Annotated in this window: 9 protein-coding genes; 4 read left to right on the top strand and 5 right to left on the bottom strand. The window is 59.8% G+C overall.

What is annotated here, in order from left to right; translation table 11 throughout:
• Positions 1-25: 25 nt before the first annotated feature.
• Positions 26-1552 (bottom strand): PAS-domain containing protein, encoded by a 1527-nt coding sequence (locus BM234_RS12230; RefSeq protein WP_092065383.1) that lies wholly within the window; start codon positions 1550-1552, stop codon positions 26-28.
• A 102-nt stretch (positions 1553-1654) separates the two neighbouring features.
• Positions 1655-3037, bottom strand: a complete 1383-nt coding sequence (regB, locus tag BM234_RS12225) for a sensor histidine kinase RegB (protein ID WP_092065381.1) — start codon at positions 3035-3037, stop codon at positions 1655-1657.
• A gap of 91 nt (positions 3038-3128) precedes the next feature.
• Between regB and BM234_RS12220 the strand changes: the two genes are divergently transcribed.
• Positions 3129-3776 (top strand): SCO family protein, encoded by a 648-nt coding sequence (locus tag BM234_RS12220; RefSeq protein ID WP_092065379.1) that lies wholly within the window; start codon positions 3129-3131, stop codon positions 3774-3776.
• A gap of 33 nt (positions 3777-3809) precedes the next feature.
• Positions 3810-4361 (top strand): ActR/PrrA/RegA family redox response regulator transcription factor, encoded by a 552-nt coding sequence (locus BM234_RS12215; RefSeq protein ID WP_092065377.1) that lies wholly within the window; start codon positions 3810-3812, stop codon positions 4359-4361.
• Here BM234_RS12215 and BM234_RS12210 read toward each other — a convergent pair.
• Positions 4358-4921: an HD family hydrolase gene (locus BM234_RS12210; RefSeq protein WP_245752628.1), complete on the bottom strand. Its 564-nt coding sequence runs from the start codon at positions 4919-4921 to the stop codon at positions 4358-4360. The two genes, BM234_RS12215 and BM234_RS12210, sit on opposite strands and share 4 nt — an antisense overlap.
• A gap of 113 nt (positions 4922-5034) precedes the next feature.
• Between BM234_RS12210 and BM234_RS12205 the strand changes: the two genes are divergently transcribed.
• Positions 5035-5328, top strand: a complete 294-nt coding sequence (locus BM234_RS12205; protein WP_139226802.1) for an S-adenosyl-L-homocysteine hydrolase — start codon at positions 5035-5037, stop codon at positions 5326-5328.
• A 262-nt stretch (positions 5329-5590) separates the two neighbouring features.
• Positions 5591-6985 carry an adenosylhomocysteinase gene (gene ahcY, locus BM234_RS12200; RefSeq protein ID WP_092065371.1) on the top strand — a complete coding sequence of 465 codons (1395 nt, stop codon included), beginning with the start codon at positions 5591-5593 and terminating at the stop codon, positions 6983-6985.
• A gap of 40 nt (positions 6986-7025) precedes the next feature.
• Here the strand turns inward: ahcY and BM234_RS12195 are convergent, their stop codons facing one another.
• Together BM234_RS12195 and BM234_RS12190 are read right to left on the bottom strand one after the other, a co-directional pair.
• A complete protein-coding gene (locus BM234_RS12195) occupies positions 7026-7628 on the bottom strand; it encodes a YjbF family lipoprotein (protein ID WP_092065369.1) in 603 nt (200 codons plus the stop codon).
• Positions 7625-9679 (bottom strand): YjbH domain-containing protein, encoded by a 2055-nt coding sequence (locus BM234_RS12190; RefSeq protein WP_092065367.1) that lies wholly within the window; start codon positions 9677-9679, stop codon positions 7625-7627. Before BM234_RS12190 ends, BM234_RS12195 begins: the two co-directional genes overlap by 4 nt.
• Between the last annotated feature and the right edge of the window lie 50 nt (positions 9680-9729).

Genomic DNA, 9729 nt, shown 5'->3' with positions numbered 1-9729 from the left:
ACTGATCCCTGCCTGCAAGGTAGGCTCAGTGTGACGCGGCCGTAGCCTTGGCGTTGGGTACGGCGGCCACATCCTGATAGCGAAAACTCACCATCGTTGCGCCGCCGCTGAGCGGGACCACGCGCAGGCGCAACTTGCCGATGATCGCGGCCCATTCGGTTCGGTCGCGATTGTTCAGAACAAAATCACAGATGTCCTGCCAATGCGGGGAAGGGCCGCGTTCCTCGTTCCACGTCTGAGAGGAATCGAACACGGTGATCTCTGAAAAAGCGGTCTGGTGATCCATGTTCCACAGATCGCGGTAGGCCTTGTTGCTCAGGGAAAGAACACCGCTGTTGCTAAACACGGCCACGGCTTCGCCGAGGTTATCGAGCAGCGATTTGCTGAGTTCCAGTTCGGCGCGGAACCCACGGGTCAGGGTGATCTCGGCGGTAATATCTTCAAACAGGAAGGCAAGCGCGCCATCGGGATGGGGCCGTCCTGTGACGCGATAGGTAAGGCCGGAGGGCAAGCTCCAGAGTTCGGAATACTTTCCATCCCCCGCTTCAGATACCAGCGCGCCGATATTTTCCCGCCAACTGGCGTAGTTCTTGGGCTCGGGCATCACCTTGGATTCCCGCATATGGTCGAAAAATGAGAGCAGCGCGGGGCGAGAGCTGAGGAAATCGACCGGCAATTTGGTCAGGTCGATCAACGCGGGATTGAACAACACCAATTGCCGATTGCGATCAAAGATGGCGAGACCCGTCGAAAGCTGCGCGAAGGTTTTGGCCAATGTCTGGACGAAATTGCGCTGGGCGGCCTCGGAATTGACGACAGCGTCGATATCGACCGCAAAGTTATGGGTTCCGGTCGGTAGGCGGACAGAGTGGATATCGTACCAACGGCGGGCCCCGTCTGGTTCGGCAATGGCTTGGCGCTGCGGTCCGTCCGAGAGTACGCTGGCTGGCTCAAACACCTGCCGCAGCCGGCCCTCATCATCCACAGCATCCGACGGCGCGCCGGAGAGGCCACGATAGGCGGCATTGGCAAAATCGATCTCTTCGCGGGTATTGAGGTGCCAGATCGGCGCAGGAGCATTTTCCAGCATATAGGTCAGCTGTTCGACCTGCCGTTTGAGAGAGTTCTGCTCATAGAGGATCTGACCGATATCCTGTGGGACAGGCTGATGCAGTCGCACGATGGTTCGCGCGCCTTCGCGGCGGATCAGAACGCGCGCGGGGTCTTCCTCACATGTTGATCGGCATTCGAGCGGCTCGTCCTCGTCCACGTCCGAAGGTCGGCCCGGTAGACCGGCAAAGCGCTGGGTAAAGCTCTGTAAAAGCAGATCCCAGTCCGATTTCGGCCCGGAGGCGTCGGATCGTATCAGGCCGGGCGCGGTACAATCCACCAGCGCCTCCTTGTCGAAGAGAAAGACAAGATCCGCACAGGGTTCGGGTGCAGGCATGGACGGCGGCCGCACCGATGCGGGCGCTTTGAGCAGGACGAACATCATCGCTGCTGTCACGGCGCTGAGGCCGATGACGACCAAATGCGTTAGTGTCAAATCCAAGATAGGCGACCCTGCTGCAATACCGGTGCACCGTCGTCTGGTATCGTTAACAGACTGTTAATACATACATCACCGAAGAGGTGCGTTTCGGCGATCATGCAACTAGTGCGTGTTAAGCGCAACACTGTCATGAGTGGCGGTCGCCGCGTCAATCGAATGACGGGGCCAGATAACTTCGACAACCGCCCCGCTTTGCTCACCCTGCTCGGGCAGGCTGAGAAATGGATCACTGCCATTGGCAAAGCTGAGTTCAGCGCCGGTCCGTTCCAGAAGCGTCTTGGAGATGAACAACCCAAGGCCCATGCCTTGGTATTCCGGGCGCGCGCGCTCGGTGTCCGGGGCGCGGTGGCGAACGAAGGGGTCCCCGATCCGGCCGAGGATCGCGGGCGGAAAACCCGGGCCGTTGTCCATGATCCGCAGGCGTATTTCATCCTCTGACCACGATGCATCGACCCAGACCCGTGAATGCGCGAAATCAACGGCGTTCTGGAACAGGTTGCGCAATCCGTGGATAATCTCAGGCCGGCGCAGGACAGAGGGCTGCGGCAGGCCCGGCCGTGCGGGATGCTCGGAAAAGAGCACTTCGATACCCCGCGATTGATGAGGCTCCGCCGCCTCCCGCAGTACGGCCATGAGGGGGGCTTGGCGCAAATGTGGATCGGATTTTCCGGCGCGGCCCATTCCCTGCAGGATGTCGCGGCAGCGGTCTGCCTGCTCGCGGATAAGGAGGGCATCTTCGAGGAGTTCGGGCTGCGTCTGTAGCTCCTCAGCAAGTTCCGAGCTGGTCAGTTTTATGGTGGCGAGGGGCGTTCCGAGTTCATGCGCCGCAGCGGCCACGACACCGCCAAGGTCGGTCAGCTTCTGTTCGCGGGCGAGTGCCATGTTCGTCGCTGTGAGGGCGTCCTGCATGGAATGAAGCTCCGCCGTGATCCGCCGGGCGTTGATAGACAGGAAGACTATGGCGATGACCAGCGCGACCCAGTGACCGAACACGAAGACATCAGGAACACGCAGCACGAAGCCCATCTCCGTTTGCAATGTCAGGTGATACTCGGCCAGCGCCGTCACCAACAGGATCGCCGCCGCGGCAAGCAGGATCGTCGACCGGGTCGACAGCGCAGCAGCAGAGAGCGTGACTGGCCCAAGGATCAGAACGGCGAAGGGATTGTGCAGCCCGCCCGTGAGGTAGAGCAAGAAGCTGAGTTGCAGCAGATCGAACAGGAACATCAGGAAGTTCTCGACTTCCGAGAGGCGCTTGTTCTGCGGAAAGACGAACATCGCCACGAGGTTTGCGATCACCGACAGCCCGAGCGCAAAATAACATAGGCCCAGTTCGAGTTGCAGATTGTAGAGGCGCTGTGCGACTTCGAGCGCGATGAGCTGCCCCAGAATCGCCATCCATCGCAACAGGATGAGCGTCCGGAGCCGGACCCAGCCCCCGCGCGCCTCATGTGCAAGTGGAAACGGGTTATCAGCTTCGGACATCTGCGCGCCTTCGTCTCATTGCGTCCCGCGTCGATGAGGTTATGTGCCCCACTGACGGTGTTCAATCGCTTTTCACTCGGGAGTTCTTGTCATGACACGCATGATCGCAATTGCAGCCAGCGCGCTTTTGGTCGTGGTCCTTGGCGTCACGTGGGTCCTCACACGCGGGGCTGGGGATGAAGAGTTTGCGCAATGCAGGGGTGGCGCGATTGCAGGGGGTGGCGGAGATATCGGCGGCCCATTCACCCTTGTTGATGAGACTGGCGAGACGGTCACGGATGCGGATGTGTTGTCGACACCGTCGCTGATCTATTTCGGCTACACCTATTGTCCCGACATCTGCCCCATGGATGCGGCGCGCAACGCCGACGCGGTTGCGCTGCTAGAAGAGCGCGGCATGGACGTACAGCCGGTCTTCATCACCATTGACCCGGAACGCGACACGCCGGAGGTGCTGGCGGAATTCACCGATTATCTGCATCCTCGAATGCTCGGCCTGACGGGCAGCCCGGAACAGGTGAAGGCTGCAAGTGACGCTTACCGGACCTATTTCCGCAAGGGTGAAGAGGACGACGGGTATTACCTGATGGATCATTCCACCTTCACTTATCTCACTCTGCCCGGACATGGTTTTGTTGACTTTTTCCGCAGAGACATCTCCGCTGAACAGATGGCCGATAGGGTTGGCTGTTTCGTGGAGGAGGCAGGCCCGTTTGACGGAGGCCAGTCGCAAGGCTAGAACGTTTCCAAACAGGCGGAAAGGCGTTTGAACATGGCGGACACCGCGTTCGATATCGGGCAGGACAAATCGCTGCTTCTGGTGGACGATGACGAAGCATTTCTGCGCCGTCTCGCCAAGGCCATGGAAAAACGCGGGTTTGAGGTCGAAACGGCCGGATCGGTGGTCGGGGGCCGCGCAATAGCTTCGGCCCGCCCGCCAGCCTTCGCTGTGGTGGATCTTCGGCTGGAAGACGGGAACGGGTTGGATGTTGTTGAGGTTCTCCGAGAGCGACGCCCCGATTGCCGTGTTGTGGTCCTGACGGGGTATGGCGCGATCGCGACGGCTGTTGCGGCGGTAAAGATCGGGGCGACCGATTATCTCTCAAAACCTGCTGATGCGACGGATATCGTCAACGCGCTCTTGTCCGGTGAAGGGGAATTGCCGCCTCCGCCGGAAAATCCCATGAGCGCGGATCGCGTTCGGTGGGAACATATCCAGCGGGTCTATGAACTCTGTGATCGCAATGTGTCTGAAACCGCGCGCCGGTTGAACATGCACAGGCGCACCTTGCAGCGTATCCTCGCAAAAAGATCGCCGCGCTAAAGCAAGCGCATCAACTCTTCGTGCCGTTTCAGGAAGGCGGCGCGAACCTCTACAGGTGGCCGCAAGGTCAGGTCGAGTTGCGCCAGAAGATCGGCATCCGGCTTGCCGAAAAAGCGGTTGGCCTCGCTTTCCGAAAACCCTGCAAGTGTCACAGCCTCCAGCCAAGCGCTGATCCGGTCGGCGCGCTTGATCTGTTGCTTGACCGATGCGGGCGTGCGGGCGGGGAGGCCAAATCGGATGTGGATCGCGGAGGCCAAACGTTCATCCAGAGCGCCATATTCATGGCCGACAGCAGCTTTCACAGGGGTGATCATATCTCCGATGACGTATTCGGGCGCATCATGCAGGAGCGCGGCCATGCGGTTGCGCGCGGGCGCATTCGGATGGCGAAGCGCAAAGATTCGTTCCACCAGAAGCGAATGCTCCGCCACGGTATAGGGGAAGTCGCCCTTGGTCTGCCCGTTCCAGCGAGAGACGAAAGCAAGCCCGTGGGCGATATCTTCGACCTCGATGTCGATCGGTGTCGGATCCAAAAGATCGAGCCGACGCCCAGAAAGCATGCGTTGCCAGGCTCGGGGAGTTTTAGGGGGTCGCGGCATGGGTCTTGGGGGCTTTCGACGCAGAAATGAACCAATTCGCTTCCTACTGCGTTATGTCGTTGGAGAAAACCGACATGCGACAGATGATCAAAATTTTCATATCCAGCCTGATGCTTGCTGCGCCCGCCGCAGCCCAGACCTGTATGGATGCCCAAGAGTTGGAGGCGTCTCTCATCGACTGGTATGGCGAGACACCGGTAGGCGCACAAGATACCGACTTTCAGGTTTGGGCCTCCGAAACAAGTGGCACATGGAGCATGGTCGAATACCGGGAAACCGGTGAGGCTTGCGTGCTCAGCACCGGTGAAGGTTGGCCAAAAAATGGGCCGCTTCCCACGAACCTCATGGCAGAGTTGTCCGCCGAGTGACGTAGGAGCAGTTTAGTAGGGTTGTTTGCGCGGTGTGTTCAGGCAGCGCGCGTGGTGTGAGGTGCCGCTGAGGCATTAGGCCTCTGTGAACCTCCGCCCTTCTTAGAATGCCTGAAGCCCTGCGCTTCTTCCGCTCGGCTCCCCGGTCCCAACTGGTGGTCATGATTGATCAAGCTTCTGTGCTTACCACTCGCTGCCAGTTTGAACCAAGATCGCTCTGCTGCTATCAGCCAGCCAACCAACTTGCAGGAACAGTCTCCACATGACCCAAGATTACATCATCAAGGATATCGCGCTGGCCGATTATGGGCGCAAGGAACTCGACATTGCCGAAACCGAGATGCCGGGTCTTATGGCGCTGCGGGAGGAATATGGCGAGTCCAAGCCGCTCAAAGGCGCGCGCATTGCCGGCAGCCTGCATATGACTGTCCAGACCGCAGTTCTGATTGAGACACTCGTCGCACTGGGTGCGGATGTGCGCTGGGCCTCGTGCAACATATTCTCCACCCAAGACCATGCGGCCGCCGCGATCGCGGCCGGTGGCACCCCGGTGTTTGCGATCAAGGGCGAGACGCTTGAGGAATACTGGGACTATGCCGACCGGATCTTCATGTTTGAAGAAGGCGGGGCAAACCTGATCCTTGACGATGGTGGCGATGCGACCCTCTATATTCTGATCGGGGCACGTGTCGAAGCGGGCGAGGATGACCTTATCGCCGTGCCGACCTCGGATGAAGAGGTGGCGCTTTTCGCGCAAATCCGCAAACGCCTCAAGGAAAGCCCGGGCTGGTTCACCAAACAGCGCGCGATGATCAAGGGCGTGTCCGAAGAGACCACTACCGGCGTACATCGTCTCTACAAGATGATGGAAGAAGGCCAGCTTCCCTTCCCGGCGATCAACGTGAATGACAGCGTGACCAAGTCGAAATTCGACAACAAATATGGCTGCAAGGAATCGCTCGTCGATGGAATCCGGCGCGCTACCGACACCATGATGGCGGGCAAAGTCGCAGTCGTTTGTGGCTATGGCGACGTCGGCAAGGGCTCGGCGGCGTCGCTGCGCGGCGCAGGCGCACGCGTGAAAGTCACCGAGGTCGATCCGATCTGTGCATTGCAGGCAGCCATGGACGGGTTCGAGGTTGTCTTGCTCGAAGACGTTGTTTCCTCAGCTGATATTTTTGTGACGACGACGGGCAACAAGGACGTCATTCGCATCGAGCACATGCGCAAGATGAAGGACATGGCGATCGTCGGCAACATCGGCCACTTCGACAACGAAATCCAAGTTGCCGCGCTCAAGAACCACAAGTGGACCAACATCAAGGATCAGGTGGACATGATCGAGATGCCATCCGGCTCTCGCCTCATCCTGTTGTCCGAAGGTCGCCTTCTGAACCTCGGGAATGCCACTGGGCACCCCTCTTTTGTCATGTCGGCCAGCTTCACCAATCAGGTTTTGGCACAGATCGAACTTTGGACGAAGGGCGAGGATTATGCGCCCGGCGTCTTTATCCTGCCCAAGCATCTCGACGAAAAGGTTGCGCGGCTGCACCTTGATCGGATCGGCGTAAAGCTCTCCAAGCTGAATGCAGAGCAGGCGGCCTATATCGGGGTAAAACCTGAGGGGCCTTTCAAGCCGGAGCATTACCGCTACTAGTCATCGGACGCGCCGGTTGGTCCTTGGGGGTCGACCGGCGTTACCTTCTGAGTTGCTGGACAGCTATATAGCCCACCCCCGGGCTGACCCACTGGCGCGACGATACGACATAGCCGTCGGGCGCGACCACATAGCTATTGGTGATCTCTGCGGGACCGCTGCAAGCCTCGGTCACCGATGAGCCATCAACGCTGATCTCACACATCAGGCGGAGGGTTTCGGTTACCCCTTCACCCGTGAGATGGCTGTACTCGCGCGTCGAAGTTCCGGCCCTGCGGGTCAGGATGAGCGACGCGCTGTCTTCCAGTCGCGTAGACATCATGTCATTCCCAAGCCCGCGCGTTTCTTCGATCATTCCATTTCTGAGGGTAATGGTCCGTCTGTCGCTGGATGTGTACGTATCGAAGCCGTCTCGTTCGGAAATTCGGAGGAGATATGTCGCGGCTCCCGTGCTGCCCGCTCGAACGACGACCAATGGCCCTTGGGTTGAGGCGAGCACAGTTTCGGCGGAGGGTTGGGTCGCCGGAGGGGATTTCCGGAGGACAGACCGAAGGGTGTCAAACGCGGTTTTGGCACGCGGTGTCGTGAATGGGTCATTCGAGCATCCTGCCAGAAGCACCGCAAGAACGAGTATCTTCTTCATCGCCAGAACCTCCCCCAGCTTTCGACAACTTCGGCGGCATGGTAGTCCCGCACATCTTCGTATAGCCGGTCCCGGACGCGCAATCTTGCGCCGCCGTCCCGGGTCAGAGACTGCAAGGCGATGCTATTATCGTTCCTTGTGGGTGTTCCGAGGACGAAACTCATCGGGATCGTCAGCCTGATACCCTTGTCGAAAGAGCCTTCTCCGAAATCTTCGGTTTCCGCATCGGTGACCGTGGCATAGGCCCCGACCCGCCAACCGTTGGCGAACTCGCGGTCCAGCGCAACGGTCGCACCATAGTCCCCGGCCAAATAGCGGCCGAGGTCCAACTGTCCTTGAAAGCCATTTCCGAAATCGTAATAGGCGGAAGCGTGACCGGTCATGACGTCATAGTCGCGCAATCCGAACAGTTGATCGAAGTCACGCTGCTGCACGTAATTCAACTCCACCCCGAGCGCGAGGCGGCTATCGACGGGTTTCCAGAGAACTTCGCCGGAAACACCGGCATACATCGTCTCCAGGTATCCTGCCGTCAGACGGCCGTAGAGGTCGGGGCCGGGGCGGGCATAGCCTGTCAATGTGAGATGCCCGATGGCGGGGTTACCCTCTCGGGAATAGTATTTGGCATCGGTTCTGACGCGGGGCAGGCCGCTTTCGTCTTCACGTTCGATATCGTCCAGGTTGCCAGCGAGTTTCGCCAGAAGGGAACCAGAAGCGATGATGTTCGGGCGTAGGGCATAATCGCCCCGCAGGCGCAGGCCGACGTCGGCGCGCAGGGGTGATTCCGGATCGAAGAAGCTGAGGCTCATGAACGGGGCCAGAGACCAGCGGAACCGTGGATCGCGCGCTGTGGGGTCTGCGGGTGGCAGGATTTGAGGGGCCTCGGTGATCGTCGCCCTGCGCAGCATTTCCGCGGCGGGGGCATATTCGAGCGCTTCGAGATCGTCCCGTTGCAGGGTAATCGCAGAGGCAGGAACGCCGTTGACGATCGGGACGATTCTGAATGTTTTGATCCGGGCGGGCAGGGTGCGCGTCATGGCGCGGGCCGTGCGTCCGATTGCCTGCGCCTCGGCGTCATAGGTCGGATTCACAAGGCGGAGCGTCGCGGTATCGCCGTCAAGCGATAGCCCATCAGCAAGGAGCTTTTGCTGCCTTAGCAGGGTGGTCAACTCAGCGCTTGCGCGCTCGTCGGACCATCCTTCGCTTCGGCCTGCGACCGGGTAGGGTGCAGTCTCCACACCGCTGGGGCGCGGATTTTCGCGGGCATTCAGGTGAAAGCTGACCTGTGCGCCAATTTCTCCGCCGTGCAAGGTATAGGCTGAGAGTTGCGTTCCGTTGTCGAACCGATAGGTGGCCGCGGCATTCCACGGCCCTGCGCGGTCAAAGACGCCATCGCCTTCCTCTTCGGTGTAGCGATCCGGGGAATATTCGACACTTACGGACCACGGCGCACCGTCGGGCGCATAGCGAAGCCCGCCGAAGCCTGCCACGGGTCCGCGAAACCAGCGGTCATAGTTTGGCACGCCGCCTTCGCCGAGCAGGCTGTCGGGCCGATCACCGGTTTGCCCAAGGGGGCCGTCGCCGCCGAGCCTACCCCAGCCGAGGCCGCCGGTGAGGGTCAGGCCGGGAAGAACTTCCTTGCTCGCGACAAGGTATTCACTTTCGTAAAGCCCTGTCCCAATGAAGTCCTGCAGCCCGATGGCAAGCGCGGGCCAGGCTTCGGTTTCTTCGACAAGTTGATAGCGGAGGTCAAAGCTCCGGTCGTAGTAGTTGGATCGGTCCCACCCAACAGGTTCCAGCCCCTCGATACGGGTGTAACGAAAGCTGCCCTGCAGGCGGGGCGTGATCTGAAAGGTCAGGGTGGTGTGTCGGGAAGGACCAAATTGGCCCAAGGTGGCCGACAAGGTGGCATCCGCAGATTGACGCGCTTCGGGCAGCTCGATGAGCCCGGGTGCGCCGTATATGTTGAAAACGGGCACCTCACCCCAAGCCGCGCTGCTGATCGCGCTGACCAAGAAGATGCCCGCCATACCATGCCGATTGATGCCCATAGCCCACTCCCTTTGGTCAAGAACTAGGCGAGCGACGAAGGCATGTCCAT

The organism is Poseidonocella pacifica, assembly GCF_900111875.1.
Classification (GTDB): domain Bacteria; phylum Pseudomonadota; class Alphaproteobacteria; order Rhodobacterales; family Rhodobacteraceae; genus Poseidonocella; species Poseidonocella pacifica.
The sequence above is the reverse complement of the archived record's forward strand: the minus strand, read 5'-3'. Positions and strand labels throughout refer to the sequence as shown.